The organism is Methylophilales bacterium MBRSF5 (assembly GCA_001044335.1).
Lineage (GTDB): Bacteria > Pseudomonadota > Gammaproteobacteria > Burkholderiales > Methylophilaceae > BACL14.
Window position 1 is genome coordinate 148,711 of record CP011001.1, and the last position, 21,788, is coordinate 170,498.

At 36.4% G+C, this 21,788-nt stretch carries 20 protein-coding genes; 8 read left to right on the plus strand and 12 right to left on the minus strand.

Features of this window, described 5'->3' with window-relative positions:
- The first annotated feature begins 18 nt into the window (after positions 1-18).
- From UZ34_00910 to UZ34_00920, 3 genes are all read left to right on the plus strand, one after another.
- On the plus strand, positions 19-1,872 hold the full coding sequence (locus UZ34_00910) for a dihydroxy-acid dehydratase (GenBank protein ID AKO64043.1): 1,854 nt from the start codon (positions 19-21) through the stop codon (positions 1,870-1,872).
- Positions 1,847-2,752: an aldose epimerase gene (locus UZ34_00915; GenBank protein AKO65118.1), complete on the plus strand. Its 906-nt coding sequence runs from the start codon at positions 1,847-1,849 to the stop codon at positions 2,750-2,752. The genes UZ34_00910 and UZ34_00915 overlap by 26 nt, the downstream gene beginning before the upstream one ends.
- Before the next feature lie 61 nt (positions 2,753-2,813).
- Positions 2,814-3,122, plus strand: a complete 309-nt coding sequence (locus UZ34_00920; protein ID AKO65119.1) for a hypothetical protein — start codon at positions 2,814-2,816, stop codon at positions 3,120-3,122.
- Here UZ34_00920 and UZ34_00925 read toward each other — a convergent pair.
- From UZ34_00925 to UZ34_00965, 9 genes are read right to left on the minus strand one after another with little or no spacing between them, the layout of a single operon-like run.
- On the minus strand, positions 3,114-4,508 hold the full coding sequence (locus UZ34_00925) for an amino acid permease (protein AKO64044.1): 1,395 nt from the start codon (positions 4,506-4,508) through the stop codon (positions 3,114-3,116). The two genes, UZ34_00920 and UZ34_00925, sit on opposite strands and share 9 nt — an antisense overlap.
- The gene (locus UZ34_00930) at positions 4,501-5,409 is read right to left on the minus strand and encodes a coproporphyrinogen III oxidase (GenBank protein ID AKO64045.1); all 909 of its coding nucleotides are present in this window, start codon (positions 5,407-5,409) and stop codon (positions 4,501-4,503) included. The genes UZ34_00925 and UZ34_00930 overlap by 8 nt, the downstream gene beginning before the upstream one ends.
- A 2-nt stretch (positions 5,410-5,411) precedes the next feature.
- Positions 5,412-5,951, minus strand: coding sequence for a hypothetical protein (locus tag UZ34_00935; protein ID AKO64046.1), 540 nt, complete (start codon positions 5,949-5,951; stop codon positions 5,412-5,414).
- A 1-nt stretch (position 5,952) separates the two neighbouring features.
- A complete protein-coding gene (locus tag UZ34_00940) occupies positions 5,953-7,218 on the minus strand; it encodes a phosphoribosylamine--glycine ligase (GenBank protein AKO64047.1) in 1,266 nt (421 codons plus the stop codon).
- Between the two features lie 12 nt (positions 7,219-7,230).
- On the minus strand, positions 7,231-8,787 hold the full coding sequence (gene purH / locus UZ34_00945; protein AKO64048.1) for a phosphoribosylaminoimidazolecarboxamide formyltransferase: 1,557 nt from the start codon (positions 8,785-8,787) through the stop codon (positions 7,231-7,233).
- Positions 8,788-8,789: 2 nt separating this feature from the next.
- Complete coding sequence (locus UZ34_00950) at positions 8,790-8,999, minus strand: Fis family transcriptional regulator (protein AKO65120.1); 210 nt, start codon at positions 8,997-8,999, stop codon at positions 8,790-8,792.
- 27 nt (positions 9,000-9,026) lie between these two features.
- Entirely contained in the window at positions 9,027-10,037 is a 1,011-nt protein-coding gene (locus tag UZ34_00955; GenBank protein ID AKO64049.1) for a tRNA-dihydrouridine synthase B, read from the minus strand.
- 53 nt (positions 10,038-10,090) lie between these two features.
- Positions 10,091-10,816 carry a hypothetical protein gene (locus tag UZ34_00960; protein AKO64050.1) on the minus strand — a complete coding sequence of 242 codons (726 nt, stop codon included), beginning with the start codon at positions 10,814-10,816 and terminating at the stop codon, positions 10,091-10,093.
- Positions 10,817-13,522, minus strand: coding sequence for a DNA polymerase I (locus UZ34_00965; GenBank protein ID AKO64051.1), 2,706 nt, complete (start codon positions 13,520-13,522; stop codon positions 10,817-10,819). It lies immediately after the preceding gene.
- A gap of 9 nt (positions 13,523-13,531) precedes the next feature.
- Between UZ34_00965 and UZ34_00970 the strand changes: the two genes are divergently transcribed.
- From UZ34_00970 to UZ34_00985, 4 genes are read left to right on the plus strand one after another with little or no spacing between them, the layout of a single operon-like run.
- The gene (locus UZ34_00970; GenBank protein ID AKO64052.1) at positions 13,532-14,260 is read left to right on the plus strand and encodes a decarboxylase; all 729 of its coding nucleotides are present in this window, start codon (positions 13,532-13,534) and stop codon (positions 14,258-14,260) included.
- A 31-nt stretch (positions 14,261-14,291) separates the two neighbouring features.
- Entirely contained in the window at positions 14,292-14,615 is a 324-nt protein-coding gene (locus UZ34_00975) for a hypothetical protein (GenBank protein ID AKO64053.1), read from the plus strand.
- Positions 14,616-14,624: 9 nt separating this feature from the next.
- Positions 14,625-15,551 carry a hypothetical protein gene (locus UZ34_00980; GenBank protein ID AKO64054.1) on the plus strand — a complete coding sequence of 309 codons (927 nt, stop codon included), beginning with the start codon at positions 14,625-14,627 and terminating at the stop codon, positions 15,549-15,551.
- Positions 15,548-16,291 carry a hypothetical protein gene (locus UZ34_00985; GenBank protein ID AKO64055.1) on the plus strand — a complete coding sequence of 248 codons (744 nt, stop codon included), beginning with the start codon at positions 15,548-15,550 and terminating at the stop codon, positions 16,289-16,291. The genes UZ34_00980 and UZ34_00985 overlap by 4 nt, the downstream gene beginning before the upstream one ends.
- Here the strand turns inward: UZ34_00985 and UZ34_00990 are convergent.
- The 3 genes from UZ34_00990 to UZ34_01000 form a co-directional block, all read right to left on the minus strand.
- Entirely contained in the window at positions 16,286-18,433 is a 2,148-nt protein-coding gene (locus UZ34_00990; protein ID AKO64056.1) for a DNA helicase, read from the minus strand. The two genes, UZ34_00985 and UZ34_00990, sit on opposite strands and share 6 nt — an antisense overlap.
- A gap of 174 nt (positions 18,434-18,607) precedes the next feature.
- The gene (groEL, locus tag UZ34_00995) at positions 18,608-20,272 is read right to left on the minus strand and encodes a molecular chaperone GroEL (protein ID AKO64057.1); all 1,665 of its coding nucleotides are present in this window, start codon (positions 20,270-20,272) and stop codon (positions 18,608-18,610) included.
- Positions 20,273-20,298: 26 nt separating this feature from the next.
- Positions 20,299-20,589 carry a molecular chaperone GroES gene (locus tag UZ34_01000; protein ID AKO64058.1) on the minus strand — a complete coding sequence of 97 codons (291 nt, stop codon included), beginning with the start codon at positions 20,587-20,589 and terminating at the stop codon, positions 20,299-20,301.
- A 131-nt stretch (positions 20,590-20,720) separates the two neighbouring features.
- Between UZ34_01000 and tas the strand changes: the two genes are divergently transcribed.
- On the plus strand, positions 20,721-21,788 hold the full coding sequence (gene tas / locus UZ34_01005; GenBank protein AKO64059.1) for an aldo/keto reductase: 1,068 nt from the start codon (positions 20,721-20,723) through the stop codon (positions 21,786-21,788).

Here is a 21,788-nt window from a genome sequence, read left to right on the forward strand (position 1 = left end):
TTTTTTTAAGGAAGCATAATGCCAAAATATAGATCACATACTACAACACATGGTAGGAACCAAGCTGGAGCTAGAGCCCTTTGGAGAGCAACGGGAATGGGTGATGACGATTTTGAAAAACCTATCATTGCAGTGGTTAATTCTTTTACTCAGTTTGTACCAGGCCATGTACATCTAAAAGACCTAGGCCAGCTGGTTGCCAGTGAAATTGAAAAAAATGGTGGTGTAGCCAAGGAATTTAATACCATTGCAGTTGATGATGGTATTGCGATGGGACATGATGGCATGCTCTATAGTCTGCCTAGCAGAGATCTCATAGCAGACTCAGTTGAGTATATGGTCAATGCCCATTGTGCAGATGCGATGGTGTGTATTTCAAATTGTGACAAAATAACTCCCGGAATGCTTATGGCTGCGATGCGAATAAATATCCCAACAATTTTTGTATCAGGCGGCCCAATGGAGGCTGGAAAAGTTAAGTGGAATATCGAAGAAGTTAAAGTTGATTTAGTGAGTCCAATGATTGCTTCTGGAGATAATAATGTTTCAGAATCTCAACTAGAAAGTTTAGAAAGATCCTCTTGCCCAACATGTGGCTCCTGTTCAGGAATGTTTACTGCCAATTCAATGAACTGTTTAACAGAAGCGCTTGGATTAAGTTTACCTGGTAATGGCTCAACGCTTGCAACTCATGAAGCCAGAAAAAATTTATTCCTTGAGGCGGGTAAAAGAATTGTTAAGATCACTAAAAGTTACTATGAGGACAACGATAACTCTGTTTTACCAAGATCAATTGGATCAAAAAAAGCATTTGAGAATGCAATGAAACTTGATGTGGCAATGGGCGGTTCGACCAATACCGTTCTTCATCTGCTAGCAGCTGCAAAAGAAGCTGAAGTAGATTTCACTATGAGTGATATTGATCAGATTTCAAGAAAGACCCCATGTGTTGCAAAGGTATCTCCGGCAACTCAAAAATATCATATGGAAGATGTCCATAGGGCTGGGGGAGTTTTTGGAATTTTAGCTGAGCTCAATAGGGGTGACCTCATTCATCGAGATGTACCAACTGTTCATTCAAAAACTATGGGAGAGGCTATTCAGACATATGACATAGTGACAACAGAGGATGAAAATATTAAAAATTTTTTTCGAGCAGCTCCCGGAGGTGTTAGAACAACTGAGGCCTTTTCACAAAATAAATTGTGGCCAACATTGGATAATGATCGGCAAAGGGGGTGTATAAGAAATATTAAAAATGCTTATTCCCAGGATGGTGGATTAGCTGTTTTATATGGGAATATTGCGAAAGAGGGCTGTATTGTTAAAACTGCCGGTGTAGATGAAGATATTTTAAAATTTACTGGCAGAGTAAGGCTTTTTGAGTCTCAAGAAGCGTCGATTAATGCAATCCTTGGTGATCAAATCAAAGAGGGAGATATTGTTCTCATCACTTATGAGGGACCCAAAGGGGGTCCGGGCATGCAAGAAATGTTATACCCAACCTCATATCTAAAATCCAAAGGTCTTGGCAAATCATGTGCTCTTTTGACAGATGGTAGATTTTCTGGAGGCACATCAGGTCTGAGTATTGGGCACGTTTCTCCTGAAGCTGCTGAAGGTGGAGAAATAGGTTTGGTTGAAGAGGGGGATGAGATCGTGATTGATATTCCTAACAGGAGCATCAATGTTTCTTTATCTGATGATGAGCTTCAAAAAAGAAGACTTCGTATGGAAGGTAGAGGCGCCCAAGCATGGAAACCTCAACCAAGAGAAAGAAAAATATCAAAAGCACTAGAAGCATATGCACTCATGGCAACTAGTGCGGCCAAGGGCGCAGTTCGAGATATTAATCAAATTAAATCATCATAAAATGACATCAAAATACTTAAAAATTGAAGAAAGTAATGGATTGCAATATCTTAAAATTGACAATCCACTTGCAGAAGCGACTGTCTCTCTTCAGGGGGCACATGTCTCTTGGTGGCGACCTAAGTCAACAACGGAGGATGTTCTGTGGCTCTCAACCGATGCACGATTTGAAAAAGGAAGGTCAATCAGGGGGGGAGTACCCATTATTTGGCCTTGGTTTGGACAGCACCCCACCGATAACAGTTATTGCATACATGGATTTGCAAGAGTCATTCCTTGGGAGTTAGTTAAATCAGAAGATTTAAGAAATGGAGCAACAAAACTGTTATTAAGAATGGTGCCCACTCAAGAAGTAAAAAAGCAATTATCTTATGACTTTTCTTTAGAGCTAATTATTATTATTGGTGAAAGTTTAAGTACGAATCTTACGACAACCAATAACGCAAGCTTTCCGTTTGTAATCTCTGAGGGCTTTCATACTTATTTTTATATCTCTGATATCGAAAATATTAAAATAAAAGGTTTAGAAAGTGCGGTCCTAACAGACAAGGTAAATAATTTTAAAAAAGATATAGAAGGGGACGTCATTACTTTTAGTGGATCTGAATTTGATAAAGTCTATTTGAATAACAGTAACGACTGCTTCATCGAGGATGAAAAATTTAATAGAGTGATTACCGTCAAAAAATCTAATAGTAATTCCACAGTAATATGGACACCAGGAGATAATAAGGCAAAAAAAATGGGTGACATGGGAGCTGAGGGTGAATGGCGAAGAATGGTTTGTGTTGAAGCAGTTAATGCCTTAGAAAATAATGTTGTCATATACCCTGGAAAATCACATACTATTGGTTCAGAGATTGCAGTCCAAGAGTATTAAAACTTAATAAAACTATTAAATCCTGTTGGAACTTAACCTTAATTATTTTGACAAAGATTTAATGAAAAAAATATTCCTACTATTTTCCCTAGTATTTATTTACTCATATTCATCTGCCGACGAAACAGGAAAGCAGTTAGCTCAAGAGAGTGGCTGTCTAGCTTGCCATTCAGTAAAAACTAAAGTTTTAGGTCCTTCCTATCAGGATGTCGCAAAAAAATATAAGCAAGATAAAACGGCTAAGTCCATGCTTGTAAAAAAAATAAAAAATGGGGGAAAGGGTAACTGGGGAAATGTGCCGATGCCACCACACCCAAAATTAAAAGAAAAAGATATTGAAAAAATAGTTACTTGGATCTTATCAATTTAATTTGCTGTTCTTAAAACCGTACATAAAGTAGATTACCAAACCAATTAGATTCCAAACAATAAATTTTAACCATGTGTCTGTTGGAAGAAAAAAGATGAGAGAAGAGCATGATAGAACTCCCAATAAAGGAATCAAAGGGTGATATTTATTTTTGAAAACCTTTTGTGATTTGATAATGTTTTGGCTTCTTATTCTGATCACACCGATACAAACAAAAATAAATGCGGTTAATGTGCCGATGTTAACAATTTCAGCTAAGTCACCGAGGGGAATCAATCCTGCAACTATTGATATCAAGACCCCTGTGATTAAAATTATACGAACTGGCGTTTTAGTTTTATTATTGATCAAAGATAATTTTTTAGAAATTAATTGATCATTACTAATAGCCAGAAGAATCCTGGTCAAAGCATAAAATAACACCAGGATGACCGTCGTAAGTCCGGATATGACTCCAGTAGCAACAAGAGCCGACGCCCCTTTGAATCCGATTTTCATTAAAGCATAAGCGACAGGGGAGGATGTATCCAACTCCTGGTAATTCACAACGCCTGTCAATAAAGCTGAAACAATAATATAGATGATGGTACAAAAAATTAATGAATAAATAATTCCTCGTGGGAGGTCGCGTTGAGGATTAATAGCCTCATCTCCTGCTGTTGACACCGCATCAAAACCAACGTAAGCAAAAAAGACAATGGATGCTCCTGCTAGGACACCAATCGTGTTGCCATTATCTAACTTTTCAAACCATCCATAAGGCATGAAGGGTTGCCAATTAGTAATATCAACATTAAAAGCAGCAACAAATATAAAAGTGAATATGGCTATTAATTTTACAAGAACCATAAGGGCATTAAATTTAACACTTTCTTTAACACCGATGATGAGCAAAATCATAATTAGGATTATGATTAATGAAGCCGGTAAGTTAATTAACCCTCCCTGGCTTGGGCCTTTGGATAATGCTTCAGGAATTTCTAGCCCAATTGAGACCAACGCGCTCTGAAAATAACCTGACCAACCATTGGCTACTGCAGCGATTGACATTCCATACTCCAGCAATAAAATCCAACCAATCATCCATGCAATAAGCTCACCAAAAGTAACGTAAGCATAGCCGTAAGCACTTCCACACCCACCTACGGATGAGGAAAGTTCGGCATAAGACAGAGCTGCGAAGGTACAGGCCAGGCCTGAAATAACAAATGATAAAACTACCGCAGGGCCAGCAAGATTGGCTGCTGCAATACCTGTTAGAACAAAGATACCAGTTCCAATAATACAGCCTATTCCTAACAGAGTAAGGTCAAAGGTGGAGAGACATCTTTTTAGACCGCTTGCACCAGCATTGATACTTTTTTTCCTAAATAGCCGCTCAAACATTTTCTAACCAATCTTTTTTAACTAAAAATTTTTTATAAAGTTTTTCTTCCGCACTACCTTTCTCAGGAGTCCAATCATAACTCCAGTTAACTTTCGGTGGCATAGACATAAGTATAGATTCGGTTCTTCCTTTAGATTGAATGCCAAACAATGTTCCACGATCTTGGAGAAGATTAAACTCAACATACCTACCTCTTCGGTAATACTGAAAATTTTTATGATGTTCCGTGAATTTTTCTTTTTTTCTTTTTTGAACAATTGGCATATAAGCATTTAAAAATAAATCACCGATCGAAAAAACAAATTTTGAGGTATCTGCAAAACCAAATTTGTTTAAATCATCAAAGAATATTCCACCCACTCCTCTGGGCTCATTTCTATGTTTTAAAAAAAAGTAGTCGTCACATTGATTTTTATAATCAGCATAAAGACTAGTATCAAATTTATCTAATCCATCTTTTAAAGTTTGATGAAAATGAATCACGTCCTCTTCAAATGGGTAATACGGTGTTAAGTCCATACCACCACCAAACCACCAAATATCATCATGACCCTCTTTTGATGCAACAAAAAAACGAACATTTAAATGTACTGTAGGAATAAAAGGGTTAAAAGGATGGAAAACAAGGGAAACGCCCATTGCTTCCCATTTTCGATTAACTATCTCAGGATGAGCATCAGTGGCGGATTGAGGAAGTTGAGAGCCATGAACATGGGAAAATCCAATTCCTGCTCTTTCAAAAACCTCTCCATTTTCAAGAATGCATGTATTGCCTCCACCACCTTCAGGCCTCTGCCATGAGTCATGAAGAAAGGTTTTAGATTCTGTCATTTCGATTGTTTCAATAATCTTATGTTGGAGCAATTGAAACTTATCATTCACTAATTCTTTGTTAACCAATATTATTTCCTAATTATTTTTTTGCTTTCAAAATCAATAATTGTTGAGGGTCTTTTGTAATTTCCTACCCTTTCATTCATTATGATACAAGATTTGCTAGAAAACTTTCTGCAACAATGTCTCCAAAACTTCAAACTTATCTGGCCAGAAAAGTTTGCACTGGTTGATGTAATAGGAAAATTTAAATTTTCTAAAGTTCTTTTTATTTTTTTATGATCTGGAATACGACACCCAATCTTTTCCTTTTTGGGAGAGAGTAACATTGGACTACTTGGATTTTTTTTAAATAAATAGGAAGTATGTTTTGGCCAGTCAGAAATATGTTGCAAATTTTTTTCAGAAAGAGATACGTATCGAAAAAATTTTTGCACTTTATCTGATATCAGTAAAAAAGATTTATTCTTAGATCTTTTTTTTATGATGAGTATTTTCTTAAGCGCATTAATATTTTTTGGATGACAGCCAAGACCAAAGCAGGATTCAGTTGGGTGAATTAAAATTTTTCCTGTGAGTACTTTTCTTTGAATACGAGGTGTAAGCAAATTAGTTTAATGCCTTTTTTCCTATATCTGTTCGAAATTGAACGCCATCAAAGTTAACAATATCAGTGAGTTTATAAGCCTCATCAAATGCTAATTGAAGATTCATGCCTTTCCCAGTCAAGCCGAGCACCCTTCCTCCATTAGTCAGAATATCACCATTTGCTTTTTTTGTTCCAGCATGAAAGACATACTGTGTTGGACTTTTAAAATTAGAATTTATTATTTTCTTATCTTTTTCAGGAGTGTCAGGATAATTTTTAGCAGCTAATACCACAGTTAAAGCAAAATCATCCTCCCATAAGGGGAGATGTTTGTTTAGCTGTCCATCGCATGCATCCTTGATTAATTCGTAAAGATCATTTTTCATTCTAAATAGAATAGGTTGTGTTTCAGGGTCACCCATTCGGCAGTTAAATTCCAATACCTTAATATTATTCTCATCAATCATTAAGCCAGCATACAGAAATCCTCTAAAGGTAATTCCATCTTTTTTTAATCCAGAAATAGTTGGATGTATGACTTCATGCATTATTTTTTCATGAAGTTCAGGAGTAACAATTGGGGCGGGGGAATAAGCACCCATTCCGCCAGTATTTGGACCAAGGTCATTATCAAGAAGCCTTTTATGATCTTGACTGGATGCCATAGGAAAAATATTTTCACCATCGCTCATAACAATAAAACTGGCTTCCTCGCCTCGGAGAAATTCCTCAATAACAATCGAGGATCCAGCATGCCCAAACTTATTATCCTCCAACATAAAGTCTACTGTTTGATGAGCTTCCTCTAATGAATTTGCGATGATCACACCCTTACCTGCTGCTAAACCATCAGCTTTAATAACAATAGGCACAGTTTGCTGTTGGTCAATATACTGATGTGCTAACTGAGGATCGCTAAAAGACGAATAGAATGCAGTTGGTATGCTATGTCGGATCATAAATTCTTTTGCATATTTTTTTGAGGACTCTAATTGTGCCGCCTCCTGTGAAGGGCCGAATATTTTCAGATGGCGGGCTTCAAATTTATCAACTATACCTTCTGATAAGGGTTGTTCAGGACCTACTACAGTGAGCTCAATAGAATTATTCTGAGCAAATTTAATTAATTCATCATGGTTTGTGATATCGATGTTTTCAATTTTTGGTTCAGAATCTGAACCACCGTTTCCTGGAGCTAAAAAAACTTTTGTCACATGCTCACTTTGGGACATTTTCCATGCGAGTGCATGCTCTCTACCACCACTTCCAATAATTAAAACTTTCATTTTTTTATATCTTTAATGTTTAAAATGACGAACTTTAGTAAATAGCATTACCAGTCCAAGTTCATTTGCAGCTTCGATCACTTCATCATCGCGAACACTGCCGCCTGGTTGAATGACACATTTGGCACCAAATTTTGCTAGGACATCAATGCCATCTCGAAATGGAAAAAAAGCATCAGAAGCTACCACGCTGTTGGTAAGATCAAGTTTTGCGTTCTCAGCTTTGATGGCGGCAATTCGAGTACTGTCGACACGACTCATTTGTCCTGCACCCACTCCCAATGTCATATTATCTTTACAAAATATAATGGCATTTGACTTCACATACTGTGCCACATGCCAAGCAAAGCTCATGTCATTGAGTTGGTCTTGATTCGGTTTTAATTCACTCACCACTTCACATGTATTAATGTCGAAATCAATTTGATCGGGTGTTTGAATTAAGAAACCGCCTCCAATCTTTTTAAAATCGAAATTATCAGATCCCGCTTTATTAGGAATTTCTAAAACCCTAAGATTTTTTTTAGAATCAAAGATGTTAAGAGCATCCTCAGAAAAACTTGGGGCAATGATTATTTCTGCAAATTGTTTATTTATTTCCTCAGCCGTTTCTCCATCAACGCTACAGTTAAAAGCAATAATGCCTCCGAAGGCTGACGTTGGATCTGTCATGAAAGCTCTAAGATATGCTTCTTTTGGCTTGTCTGCCATTGCTACACCACAAGGATTGGCATGTTTGACAATAACGCAAGATGATGCAGACATATTCTTTACACACTCCCATGCATTTTCTGCATCATTTAAGTTATTGAAGGACAGTTCTTTTCCTTGAATTTGATTAAAGTTTGATAGCGCTCCTGCATAATTTGTTTTATGCTTGTAAAAAGCAGCCTGTTGATGTGGATTCTCACCATATCTCATGTCCATTGACTTTTCGAGGTGAATTGAAATATTTTGCGGAAATTTATCGCTAACATTATTATCATTTTGTAGGTATTGAAATATTGCCTGATCATAGTTTGAGGTATGTTCAAATGCTTTCAATGCAAACTCTTTTTTTAAATCAAAACTTACTTCCCCATTATTTTTATTCAACTCATCAATTAATGACTGGTAATCATCTGGGCTGGTTACTATTATGACATCCTTGTGATTTTTTGCCGAGGAACGAATCATCGCTGGACCACCAATATCAATATTCTCAATGGCGTCCTCGTATGTTGAGTTTGGATTCTCGATTGTTTTGACGAATGGATACAGGTTGATGATAACTAGATCGATAGTCTCGATATTATGATCTTTGAGTGTGCGCATATGATCATCTGATTCTCTTTTTGCGAGTATTCCCCCGTGAATTATCGGATTTAGAGTTTTTACTCGTCCATCAAGCATTTCTGGGAAACCAGTGTGATCCGAAACTTCAATGACGTCAATGTCTGCTTCTTTTAAAGTTTTAGCACTTCCGCCAGTGGACAGAATTTTAATTCCAAATGAGTTTAGAGCGGCTCCGAGTTCAACTAGGCCAGATTTATCTGATACGCTTATTAATGCTGTTTTTATTTTACTCATAGTTAAAAGTTAAGATTGTAGAATTCTAGTTTTTTTCTTAATGTATTACGATTAAGGCCTAATATTTTTGCTGCTCTCGTTTGATTACCTTGAGCATAATTCATAATATAGATGAGAAGTGGTTTTTCAACCGAATGTAAAACCATATCGTAGACACCATTAGGATTTTCACCGTCAAGATCTTTAAAATACTTATCTAATAGTGTTTCTATTTTATCTTGAAGGTTCTGATCCATGTTTTATGCTGGCTCCAGAACGTCTTCGTAGGATATAAAGTTGGAAATTTGTTTTTGACTTTCAAAAAATTCTTTTATGAAATTAAGTTGTTCTTGATTATCATTAATTAAATTCATTTTCGCTCGAAACATAGCTGAATTCTTGAGCCCTTTGGTGTACCAGGATATATGCTTTCTTGCGATTTTAAGACCAGAGTGTTCTCCATAAAAATCATAGAGATCAGTTACGTGTTCGATGGTTGTTTTTTCAACTTCGTCAATAGAGGGAGGAGGTAAGTGTTCACCTGTTTTAATGTAGTGGTCAATTTCACGGAAAATCCAAGGTCTTCCTTGGGCGGCGCGACCAATCATGACTCCGTCAGCAGATGTCTTTTTTAGAACATGTAATGCTTTTTCGGGGGAAGTGATATCACCATTAGCAATTACCGGAATTTTTATTTGATCTTTTACAGCTGCAATTGTTTCATATTCAGCATCTCCGGTATAGTGGCACGCCCTGGTTCGACCATGAATCGCAAGAGCCTGAATACCTGAATTTTCTGCAATTTTTGCAATGGTAATCGCATTTTTGTTTTGTTTATCCCATCCCGTTCTGATTTTCAAAGTGACGGGAATGGGTGAGGCTTTGACAACCGCCTCTAAAATTCTTTTAACGAGGTCCTCATGCTGAAGAAGTGCTGAACCTGCCATGACATTACATATTTTTTTTGCTGGGCAGCCCATGTTGATGTCGATAATTTGAGCTCCCTTGTCGGCATTGTACTGAGCAGCTTCAGCCATCATTTGGGGATCAGCTCCTGCAATTTGTACAGATATAGGTTCAACCTCACCATCGTGGTTAGCTCTTCGGATAGTTTTTGAGCTTCCATAAAGCAGCGAGTTAGAGGTAACCATTTCACTCACTGCCATCCCAGCCCCATATTTTTTGCATAGCTGGCGAAATGGACGGTCTGTAACCCCAGCCATTGGAGCAACAACAATATTATTTTTTAAAGTGTATGGACCTATTCGCATCTTTAAGTTTTTGAATAAAATGAGTTGCCTATTTTATAGGCAATCAGTGATTTTTAAAAGTGATAACCTAATTCTTTTACGTATTTTTTTACCACTTCCATTGCACTCATTACTTGCTCTTTATCACCTTTAATACCAAATTCAACTTGTCTTTGAGGGGTTATTTTGGGGAGACTATACATTTTTACTAAAGGAAAATCATTTTCAATTTGGTTCATTAAATCAATAAGTAGACTTTCTGCAATATCTGGAATGATAATTGACCGATCGAATTGAATTTTATTGGATGGAGGAAGCTTATTTTTAAATACCCAATCCATCATCGGCCATGCCATTTCAGGAAACCCCGGCATAAAAAAATTTTTATTTATATAAAAACCTGGAATCATATTGATTTCATTCGGGATTAACTCAGACCCATCTGGAAGTTCAGCCATCAAAATTCTTTTAGGATAAGCTTCCTTACCAAATTTATCCTCAATTAGTTTTGCTGCATCAGTATGTCGTTTAAGAGCTTTTTGGTGAGCTTTGGCGGCGCTTGATCTTGTGTGATCATCTGGCGTTGCTCCAATTCCTCCGAAACAAAAGACGATTTTATCTTTTAAATTTTTAATTTTTGATTGAATTTCATGCTCACTATCGGGCAAGTAGTTGACGCTTTTAATTACATAGTTATTTTGTTTTGTAACATCTAAGGCTTTTTTGAAGTGTTTGTCTTCTCTTTTACCTGAAAGAATTTCGTCGCCAATAATGACTAAATGTATTTCATTATCTTCCATCTAGTGAGCCTCTTCCCAATTAATCCCTGATCCCAAATCGGCAATCAATGGAACATCTAGCGTAGCTACATTTGACATGATTTTTGGAATCTCTGTTTTGATGATATCTAGCTCGGCATTTGGAACTTCTAGAACTAGTTCGTCATGCACTTGCATGACCATCAAGGTTTTCAGTTTATTATCTTCTATCCATTGCTGAACATTGTTCATTGCCATCTTGATTAAATCAGCTGCAGTACCCTGCATCGGAGCATTAATTGCTGCTCTTTCCGCAGCTGCTCGCTGTATCCCATTGGAGCTATTGATTAATGGGACCCATAATCTTCTGCCGAAGACTGTTTCAACATACCCTTGCTCTTTTGCAACCAACTTTCCTTGATCCATATAGTTTTTAACCCCAGGATATTTTTCAAAGTATTGGTCAATAAAGTTTTTAGCAGAGTTTCTATCAATATTAAGGGTTTGAGATAATCCAAAGGCACTCATTCCGTAAATCAAACCAAAATTAATGACCTTGGCAAACCGCCTTTGTTCTGAGCTTACCGATGCATCATTGGTGTTAAATATTGCACTTGCCGTAGATCTATGAATATCTTCATTTTGATTAAAGGCATCCAAAAGTCCATGATCCTTAGATAAATGAGCCATAATTCTTAGTTCAATTTGAGAATAATCACAAGAGACAATCTGACTATCAGTATTTGCAATGAAAGCTTCTCGTACCTTTCTGCCTTCTTTTGTTTTAATTGGAATATTTTGTAAATTAGGTTCTGAGCTGGCTAATCTTCCAGTGATTGCAACGGCCTGATTGTAGCTGGTATGGATTCTTTTTGTGTTGAGATTGACCATCTTAGGGAGCTTGTCAGTGTAAGTATTTTTTAGCTTGCTCAAACTGCGGTGTTCTAAAATAACTTTTGGCAGTGCGTGATCATGTGACAGTTCCTCAAGCACATCCTCACTCGTGGACGGCGTCCCAGTTGGAGTTTTTTTTGTAGGAATTATTTTCATCTTGTCAAAAAGAATCTCACGTAACTGTTTCGGCGATGACAAATTGAAAGGTTGTTCGGCTATTTGGTATGCTTCGTTTTCGAGATTGAGAATTTTTAAACCCAGACCTTGGCTTTGGTCATGTAAGATTTTTTCAGAAATCAATACTCCGTTGCGTTCAATACAAAAAAGCGTGAGCAGGGATGGTATTTCAATTTCTTTATAGGTGTAATTTAATTTTGAATCAGCAATAATTTTTTTATTGAGGTGTTCGTATAGTTGCAATGTGACATCAGCATCTTCTGACGCATATTGGTATGCATCATCTATTGATACTTGATCAAAGGTGAGCTGCTTTACACCCTTTCCAACAACAGATTCAAAGCTAATACAATCATGATCTAAATATTTTTTTGCAAGCTTGTCCATGCCGTGAGATTCAGTGCTGTCAATGACATAACTCATGATCATGGTATCTTCAATTGGACCTTTAAAGGCAATGTCATAATTTTTTAAAACATGCATGTCGTATTTAATGTTCTGACCAACTTTGGTTATATTTTCATTTTCAGTAATTGATTTAATTTTATTTAAAACTAAATTTAACGGCAGCTGGGGTATTGACATGTCTTGATGTTGCAAGGGGATATAGCATGCCTTGCCTGCCTGATAAGCCAAAGAAATCCCAACCAGTCGTGCTTCCATAAAATTCAGGGAGTTTGTTTCTGTGTCCAGTATGCAGAGATTATTTTGTTCGATTTGAGTAATCCAATAATCAAGATCACTTTCTGCATTCAGAATAGAATAATCTTTATCTTTATTAAATTCTGCTTGAACTTCACTGTTAAAAGTGTTGGCGACTTCATTATCAGTATCTTCAAACTCTTTCTTTAGCCACGAGCTGAAGTTGTAGTGTTGGTAAATTTTGTGCAGTTCTTTTTTGTCTTGTTCGGCTTTTACAAAGTTATCAAATAAGACATTCATTTTCACATCTTTTTTTATGGTGATGAGTGATTTGCCAGTTGGGAGCCAGTCAAGTGCGCTCTTGAGGTGGGCACCGACTGCTCCAGAAATTTGATCAGAGTTGGCTACGATGTTGTCAAGGTCACCGAATTCATTGAGCCATTTAACCGCTGTTTTTGGACCCACCTTGTCAACGCCCGGAATATTATCAGCCTTGTCTCCTATGAGGGTTAAATAATCAATAATTTGTTTAGGAGGGACTCCAAATTTTTTTAATACACCCTCAACATCAAGAACCTCATTAGTCATCGTGTTAACAAGAGTAATATTCTCATTAACAAGTTGAGCAAGGTCTTTGTCACCTGTAGAGATAATGACTTCCATATCTTGTTTTGCTGCATCTTCCGCAAGTGTTCCAATGACATCATCAGCCTCTACTCCTTCAATGGATAACATTGATATTCCAAGCGCGTGAATGGCTTTTTTTAAGGGCTCAATTTGAACAGCAAGATCTTCAGGCATATGAGGCCTGTTTGCCTTGTAGTCAGAATAAATATCGTTTCGGAAAGTTTTACCTTTGGCATCAAAGACACAAACAACGAAGTCTGAAGTATATTCTGCCATAGTTTTTTTTAGCATATTCAGAACACCATAAATAACACCGGAGGGCTCATTATTTTGATTTCTTAAATCAGGAAGAGCATGATATGCTCTATACAGGTATGATGATCCATCGATAAGCAGTATTTTTTTCATATATTTATTATGGCCGAATCAAAAAAAAATCCTAGTAATAATTTATCAGATTTATTGATGCAAAATGAATTTGACAATGAGTCATGGCACGCATTTGAAATTGTATCTGAATATGTGAGTGCTACCCAATCTTTGGATCGAATTACACCCGCAATTTCTTTTTTTGGAAGCGCGCGATCTAAACCATCAGATAAATATTATAAGCTGAGTGGGGAGATTGCTTTTAAATTATCAGAGTCAGGATTTAATATTATTACCGGCGGTGGACCTGGTCTGATGGAAGCTGCAAGTAAAGGTGCTTTTAATGGAAAATCTAAAAGTATCGGTTTAAATATTATTCTCCCAAAAGAACAAAACCCAAATGCATACCAAGACATCAGTATTAATTTCAAATACTTTTTTATGCGAAAAGTGATGTTTGTAAAATATGCTTTTGCGTATGTTGTCGCACCGGGTGGCTTCGGGACTCTCGATGAATTTTCTGAGGTGCTTACTTTAATTCAAACCAATAAATCAAAGAAGGTCCCAGTTATTTTGGTTGGCGTAGATTTTTGGCAAGGCTTGCAAGATTGGTTTCAAAATAAAATTATTCATGAAAAATTTGCTGATCAAGAAGATTTAAGCATTTTTAAAATGAGCGACGATCCAGATGAGATAGTAAATTTTATATTTAATTGTTATTACAGAAAAGATAATGATCTTTCTTTTAAAAGCAATAACCTGAATATTCATTTATAATTGAAATATTAATTAAAGGATTATTAAAGGCATGACAAAAATTTTCATTTCACTTTTATTGGTAGCGTTTCTTCCATTCGCAACAGTTACGAATGCAGCTGATGAGCTTGATCCACCTGAAAGCAACTACGACTACGATCCATCCATCGATCAACCGGAGATTACCATTAGAGAAGAAAAAGATGAATATATCGAAGAGTATAGAATGAATGGAAATCTTTACATGATGAAAGTCACTCCAAAAAATATGCCTTCATATTACTTGATAAAACATGATCCAAATGGAGATTGGGTGAGGGAAGATACTGAAGGGAAAGCAATCTCATTGCCAATGTGGGTAATCGGCGAATTCTAAAAATTATTTATGGCGGTTTATACATCACTTAGCCAGTCCGAAGTTGAAAATTTTATAAGTAAATTCAATATTGGAAGTTTAAAAAGCTACACAGGTATTTCTGGCGGGGTCACAAATAGCAACTTTTTCATCAATACAGACAACTGCGAGGCGGTCTTAACTGTTTTTGAAGAACTGAATTTTGACGATCTAGATTATTATTTCAACTTCATGCAACATCTATCATCTCATGGATTTTCTTGTCCCAGTCCCATATCGGACATTAATGATAATTATATTCATGATTTAAAAGGTAAGCCTGCCGCATTAATATCTAAACTGTCAGGTAAAGTTTTTGAAGAGATAAGCGATAAACAACTTATTCAGCTTGCAAAATCTTTTGCTGAAATGCATCTGATTTCACTTAAGTTTAAAAGTCGAAAAAAAAATGAGAGAGGCTTGCAGTGGATGAAAGATACCTTTTCCATGTTCGCTGATAAAATTTCTTCAGACCAAAGAGAGCTGATTAGTGATGAGTTATCATTCCTGGAAAATATACCTGAAGACCTTCCTCGAGGAGTGATTCATGCGGATTTATTTAGAGATAATGTTCTCTTTGAGGAAGACAGATTAGGTGGAATTATAGATTTTTACTATGCGTGTGATGATTTTTTTATCTATGATATTGCCATAGTAATTAACGACTGGTGTATTGATCACAATGGCATAATTGATGGTAAAAGAAAAAAATTATTTATTGAAGCCTACGATTCTGTCAGAAAAATTAATAACAATGAGTATGATGCATTAAATTCATATCTCAGATTGGCGGCGATGAGATTCTTGATTTCAAGGTTTAGAGATCAGTTTAATGCTAAGGATGCTGAGTTAAATACGATGAAAGATCCATTATTCTTTTTTGAAATTTTAAAAAATAGAAGGCAGAATTTGAATTGAGCTCTATACGTCAAACCCAATCTTGGTTAAAAGATATTTTCCTGATTTTAAAAAAAACTAAAAATCATTCCTTGGTTATTGGATACACATATTTATTTATTTTTCTTGTGCTACCATCACTACCACTAATTCAATTTTTATCCCCAATTGTGATAATTTTATGGCCTGTAGCGGTGGTCCAAATCATCAACTTTTATCGAAGCTCTGATAATAAAAAAATTTCTATTTTTAAGCTTGATAGCCAGATAAAAAAAAGCATCCCACAGCTGCTTAGGATTGGCCTAATTACCTTCTTTTATGCCTTGGTTATATCCACATTTTTGTCACCACAAATGCAAAGCATTGTAGAACAAGCGAATGCAGGTGACAGTGTTTTAGATGCAGCAGTCTTTTTAAAATTAATATTAAAGTTATTTTTATTCATGTTACCTCTATTTGCAGCGACTTGGTTTTCACCAATGATAGTTGTTTACAGGGGTGAGGGTATATTCAAAGCTTTAAAATCAAGTATTGCAGCAATCTTAATATATATTATTCCCCTTTTGCTGACTTGGGTTTCGATGATTGTTATTTTTGCAGTATTAATATATATCTTTCAAAACTTCTTATTACTTTTTGGATTATCGCAAGCAGCATATATTGCAATATCTACGATTATAATTTTTAGTTTAACTGCATTGTATATTGCAGCTTTATTTATTTTTCAGTTTCTTGGATATAAGCAGATATTTAAATTATAGTTTTTCTAATTTAGCAAATTCAAGAGCAAGCCATTTTGTTCCGGCATTAGCAAACTGGACCTGAACACGCAGATCATTTGATGATCCCTCGTAGGACAATACAACTCCATTACCAAATTTTTTATGCAAAACCTGTGATCCAATCTTATATGGATACTCTGAGTGACTGAAACTTTGCGTTACTTGTTTTGGTTGGTTAAATTGTTTAATTTGAGGATTTTCTATGACATTAATTTTTTTAATTAGATTCTCAGGAATTTCATCGAGAAATCTAGAGGATAGGTTGTATTGAGTTTGTCCATACATCAGTCTTGATTGTGCATATGTGAGGTATAAATTTTCTCGGGCCCTGGTTACAGCGACATACATTAATCTTCTTTCCTCTTCCAAACCATCTGCCTCGATTAAGCATTGTTCATGAGGGCATAAGCCTTCTTCAAGCCCAGTAATAAAAACAATATCGAACTCTAAGCCCTTGGCTGAGTGAATTGTCATTAATTGAAGGGCATCTTGATTTGCCTTGGCTTGTAATTCTCCACTTTCAAGGGAGGTGTAGTTAAGGAATTCTGTTAACTCTAAATTTTTATCTTCCCCATTAAAATTTTCTGAGAAGGTTGTTGCTGCAGACACTAACTCTTCCAGGTTGGATACTCTGTCTTGCCCGTCCTTGTCATTCATGTAGTGATTTTTTAATCCACTAAAATTAATAACAACATCCATTGATTCAGCAAGAGTTAAGCCTTGAATCTCATCTTCTATTTTTCGAATTAAATCAATGAAATAAGAAATTCCTTTTTCTGAGGTGGGAGTTTTATAAGATGATTTAGCAGCTTCCCACAAACTTGTATTATTTATTTTTGAGATGTCTTGAAGCGTCTCTAAAGATCGATTACCGATTCCTCTTTTTGGAAAATTAACAATTCTTAAAAAAGCATTATCATCTTGCTTGTTGGCAATCAAACGAAGGTAGGCTAAAGCATGCTTTACTTCTGCCCGCTCAAAAAATCTTAACCCACCATACACTCTGTAGGGGATGTTATTGGATACCATGCTGTGTTCAAGGATTCTAGATTGAGCGTTGCTTCTATATAAGATGGCAATATTTTGGTAGAGCTTTCCTTTTCTATGCCACATTTTGATTTCATCTAAAATATATTGGGCTTCATCAGAGTCAGACAGCGCTCTGAAGACTTTAATAAGGTCTCCATCCCCTGAGGCGGTCCATAAGTCTTTGCCTAATCTCTTTTCATTATTTTTTATAATTTCATTTGCCGCACTTAATATATTATTTTTTGAGCGATAATTTTGTTCCAGTTTGATTACTTTTTCTATGTTGAAATCATGTTGCAGAGATTGCATATTTCCTACATTCGCACCACGAAATGCATAAATCGATTGATCGTCATCACCAACAGCAAAAATAATATTATTTTTACCTGTTAATAATTTTAACCATCTGTATTGAAGTTCGCTGGTATCTTGGAATTCATCTACAAGGATATAATTAAATCTGTTCTGATAATGCGTTCGCAAGGTTTCATTGCTGATTAAGAGCTCATACGATCGGAGGAGCAGTTCACCAAAATCGGCCACACCCTCTCTTTGGCATTGCTTTTCATATTCAAGGTATATTTCATTAATTTTTTGAGTGTGTGCATCATAGGTTTTAACATCTTTTGCACGCATCCCATTTTCTTTTGATCCGTTAATATGATATTGAATTTCTTTAGGGGTAATCTTATCCGGATCAATTTGTAAAATTTTGCATAATCTTTTAATGGCAGATAACTGATCACTGCTGTCTAAGATTTGAAATGTCTGAGGAAGATTCGTCTCTTTGTAATGCAATCTTAGAAAACGGTTACATAAACCATGAAAGGTTCCCACCCACATCCCACGAGGATTCATTCCTAGTTGAGTGGAGATTCTAGATAACATTTCATTTGCCGCCTTATTGGTAAAAGTGACGGCTAAAATACCATTGGGTGAAACGATTTGGTTGTGTATCAGCCAGCTAATTCTTGATGTCAGTACTTTGGTTTTACCACTGCCCGCGCCGGCTAAGATGAGAGCTGATTCATTTTGAAGTTGAACTGCTTCTGACTGTTTCTCGTTAAGGTCTTTTAAATAATCTAATTGCATGGATCATGATGCTACCTTATTTTTTTTATTTTTAAAGTCTTATTCGAACTTTTTTATATTTTTTAAATCAGATGTTTAATTCTGGAATTAGCATTGTTCCTCCCCAATGCACCAGAAAAAAGAAAGGGCCTCATACGAGGCCCTTTTTTGTATCCTAATAATAGGATATGTGACTTACATCATGCCTGGCATACCACCCATACCACCCATACCACCCATACCGCCCATACCGCCCATATCAGGAGCTGCTGGCGCATCTTCTTTTGGTAGTTCAGCAATCATGCAATCAGTCGTTAGCATCAAGCCAGCTACAGATGCAGCATTCTGCAATGCTGAGCGGGTTACTTTAGTCGGATCTAAAACACCCATGGCTACCATGTCACCATAAGTATCGTTGGCTGCATTGTAACCATTGTTACCTTTTTCAGATTTCACATTGTTGATAACAACAGATGCTTCTTCACCTGCATTTGTAACAATTTGACGAAGTGGTTCTTCAATGGCTCGAACAACAATTTGTATACCTGCATCTTGTTCAGGATTGCTACCTTTTGTTTTTGAGATTGCATCTTGAACTCTAAGTAATGCAACGCCACCTCCAGGAACAATACCTTCTTCAACTGCAGCACGAGTTGCATGAAGCGCATCTTCAACCCGAGCTTTTTTCTCTTTCATTTCAACTTCAGTGGCCGCGCCAACTTTAATCACTGCAACACCACCAGCAAGTTTAGCTACTCGCTCTTGAAGTTTTTCTTTATCATAATCACTGGTTGACTCAGCAATTTGCGTTTTGATAGTTTCAATACGTGATTTAATAGTATCTGCCTTGCCTGCACCATCAATAATGATCGTATTTTCTTTACCTACCTCGATACGCTTTGCTTGGCCAAGATCTTCAAGCTTCACATTCTCTAAGGTAAGACCAACTTCATCAGAAATTACTGTACCACCGGTAAGGATAGCAATATCTTCAAGCATTGCTTTTCTTCTATCACCAAAGCCAGGAGCTTTCACTGCAACAGTTTTGATTGTTCCACGAATATTGTTAACAACTAATGTTGCTAAAGCTTCACCTTCAATTTCCTCAGCAATAATCAGTAATGGTTTGCTTGTTTTTGCTACTTGTTCTAAAGTCGGTAGAAGATCTTTTATGTTTGCGATTTTTTTGTCGTGTAAAAGTACATAAGGATCATCAAGCAGTGCAATCTGTCTTTCATTGTTATTAATGAAGTATGGTGATAGATAACCGCGGTCAAATTGCATACCTTCAACAACATCCAGTTCATTGCTTAGACCAGATCCATCTTCAACAGTAATCACACCTTCTTTACCAACCTTATCCATTGCATCAGCGATAATCTGACCAACTGACTCATCAGAGTTTGCAGAAATTGATCCAACTTGAGCAATTTCTTTACTTGTATTACAAGGCTTGCTTAACTTATGAAGCTCACCTACGCCAGTTTCTACAGCTTTATCTATTCCTCTTTTGAGGTCCATTGGGTTCATGCCTGCAGCCACTGCCTTCATGCCCTCACGAACAATCGCCTGAGCCAGGACAGTAGCAGTAGTTGTACCATCACCTGCATTGTCTGATGTTTTGGATGCAACCTCTTTTACCATTTGGGCACCCATGTTTTCAAATTTGTCATTTAATTCGATTTCTTTAGCAACTGATACACCATCCTTAGTGATCGTTGGTGCTCCAAAAGATCTTTCTAGAACAACATTGCGACCTTTAGGACCTAGAGTAACTTTAACTGCATTGGCGAGAGTGTTTACTCCTTTTACCATTTTTTGGCGAACATCATCACCAAATCTTACATCTTTTGCTGCCATTATATTTCTCCGTAATTAGTTATAAATTATTCAATGATTGCCATGATGTCGTCTTCACGCATAACTAGAAGCTCTTCACCATCAACTTTAACCGATTGCCCTGCATACTTACCAAAAAGAACCTTGTCTCCAACCTTAACGTCAAGCGTTTTGGTATTTCCGTCTTCCAGGATTTTGCCGTTGCCAACAGCTTCAATAACGCCTTGATCAGGTTTTTCTGCTGAAGCACTTTCAGGAATGACAATTCCTGAGGCAGTTGTACGTTCTTCTTCAACACGTTTTACTATTACACGGTCATGTAAAGGACGAATTTTCATTTGTTAGATCTCCTAATAGTGTATTCTTGTTATTATGTTAGTTATAAATTAGCACTCTATAACTAAGAGTGCTAATAATAGGGACGATTGTTCTCAATTTCAAGGGTAATTATCAAAAAAAAAGGTTTTTTATGTTTTCAGCGACCGATTATCGCCAATTAAGTAATAGTAATATCAAAATATCACCACTAACTCTAGGCACCATGACGTTTGGAGACCAAAATAGCAAAATTGAGGCATATGAACAGTTGGATTTTGCTTTAGATGTTGGCATAAATTCAATTGATATAGCTGAATTATACCCAGTTCCTCCTAAAGCAGACACCTATACTAAAACTGAATCTATCCTGGGAGATTGGTTGCAAACCCAGGATCGCGAAAAAATAATTATTTCAAGCAAGGTGGCTGGTCCTAGACGAAAGTTAGACTGGATACGTGGTGGCCCATCTTCCTTAAATGAAGAAAATATTGTGAATGCAGTGGATGCGTCACTCAAAAGACTAAAAACAGAGTACATAGATATTTACTACCTTCATTGGCCTGAAAGAAACGTTCCCATGTTTGGACAATATAAATTCGACCCAGAAGGAGATCAAAAGGGTGGTAAGCAAATTCCTTGGGTGAGTATTTATGATCAACTTACAACTCTGTCAAAATTAATTGAGTCAGGAAAAATTAGAACAATTGCACTTTCGAATGAACAGCCGTGGGGTTTAATGGAATTTTTTAGAATTGCAAGACAACATAAGTTACCTATTATAAGTGCATTACAGAATAGCTATAGTCTATTAAATCGCACAGCAGAGTTTGGCATAACTGAGATTTTATATCGTGAACAATTGAGTTTTTTAGCATACTCCCCCTTAGCTTTTGGATATCTTACAGGTAAATATATTGAAGATGAAAAAGCAGTTGGCAGGGTCAATCTTTTTCCAGGTTATGCAAAAAGATTTGATAAGCCTGGGGTAAGGTATGCAGTCAAACAATATGCTCAATTGGCAAAGAAGCATCATCTATCTTTGACAGAAATGTCTCTTGCTTTTGTTAGGTCGCAATGGTTCATGACATCAACCATTTTAGGAGCAACATCGCTTAATCAGCTAAAAGAGAATGTTAAAAGTTATTCTATAGAGCTATCGGATGACATATTAGATGAAATAGAACAAATTCATTTATCAGTAATGAATCCAGCCCCTTAA